Genomic DNA, 1,438 nt, shown 5'->3' with positions numbered 1-1,438 from the left:
CTAGTAGGACTTTGTTAGGTTCACCACTTCTTATTGTGAGGACTCGAGATTCGGCGTGGCGTCCGGGACGATGACCAGGTGGATGCCGCTGCCCTGACCGATGTCGGTGAACGTCTCGATGCGTTCGTCGAGCAGGTGTTCTCATCCCTCAAGCGCAAGGATCAGCGGGCGACGGCGGGGGTGTATGCGCGGGGGTTGATGCTCGACGGTCGCCGCAAGTCGATGCAGCCGATGGCCGACCGGCTCGGGGTCGATCACCAACGCTTGCAGCAGTTCGTCACGACCTCACCGTGGGATCCGGTGCCGGTCCGGAAAACGCTGTCCCGTAAGGCGTGTGATCTGATCGGACCGGATGCGTGGGTCATCGACGACACCGGATTCGCCAAGGACGGCGACGCCTCGCCGTGTGTGGCCCGGCAGTATTCCGGCACCTTGGGCAAGGTCGGGAATTGTCAGGTCGCGGTCAGTGTGCACGCCGCCACCGACACCGCGTCCGCACCGTTGGATTGGCGGCTGTATCTGCCCGAGAGCTGGGACGATCGGTGCTGCGACGATCCGGCGACGGCCGCGGCGATCACCGCCCGACGGCAGCGGAACGCGATTCCCGACCAGGAGCGGTATCGCTCCAAGGCGGCACTCGCCCTCGAGATGCTCGACGAACTCGCCTCGTGGGGCCGGATCCCGCCGGTGGTCGTCGCCGACGCCGGTTACGGCGACTCGGCCACTTTCCGTCAGGGTCTGACCGACCGCGACCTGGTCTACGTCGTCGCGGTCAAAGGTGCCACCCTCGCGCACCCGGGCGAGGCGGTCCCGGCCGCCGCCGCGTATTCCGGCCGCGGCCGGCCGCCGACCCGACGTTACCCGGCGGCGGTGACCTGCAAGGAGCTCATCGTTGCTGCCGGAGCCGAGGCGCTGACCGAAGTGACCTGGCGTCGCGGAACCAAGACCGGCCCGGCCAATCCGAGAGCGGTGATGCGTTCGAGGTTCGTGGCGCTGCGGGTACGTCCGGCCAACCGCACCATCCCCCGGGACGAGGACGGTGTCCTGCCGCCGGCCTGGCTGCTCGCCGAATGGCCCCCCGGTGCGGCGCAGCCCACCGACTTCTGGCTGTCCACCCTGCCCGAGGACACACCCCTGCCGGAGTTGGTGCGTCTGGCCAAGATCCGCTGGCGCATCGAGCACGATTATCGGGAACTGAAAACCGGCCTCGGCCTCGACCATTTCGAGGGCCGCTCCTGGCTCGGCTGGCACCACCATGTCACCCTGGTCACCGCCGCGCATCTGTTCCTGACCACCCTGCGGCTGACCGACCCAAAAGCGTCCGGGCAGGACTGACCCTCTACGGCCTGGTGCGCGAACTCCAACGCACACTGGCATATTGGATCGGTACCTGCCCGACCTGCCACCACACCTTCCCGACCTAACAAAGTCCTACTAG

Annotated in this window: 1 protein-coding gene; it reads left to right on the top strand. The window is 67.2% G+C overall.

The features are described from left to right. The first annotated feature begins 78 nt into the window (after positions 1 to 78). Positions 79 to 1,335, top strand: a complete 1,257-nt coding sequence (locus CQZ88_RS05730) for an IS701 family transposase (RefSeq protein WP_006937335.1) — start codon at positions 79 to 81, stop codon at positions 1,333 to 1,335. The last annotated feature ends 103 nt before the right edge of the window (positions 1,336 to 1,438 follow it).

The sequence above is a fragment of the Rhodococcus sp. ENV425 genome, assembly GCF_002887785.1.
Classification (GTDB): Bacteria; Actinomycetota; Actinomycetes; order Mycobacteriales; family Mycobacteriaceae; genus Rhodococcus; species Rhodococcus aetherivorans.
This window is presented reverse-complemented; position numbering and strand designations above follow the sequence as displayed.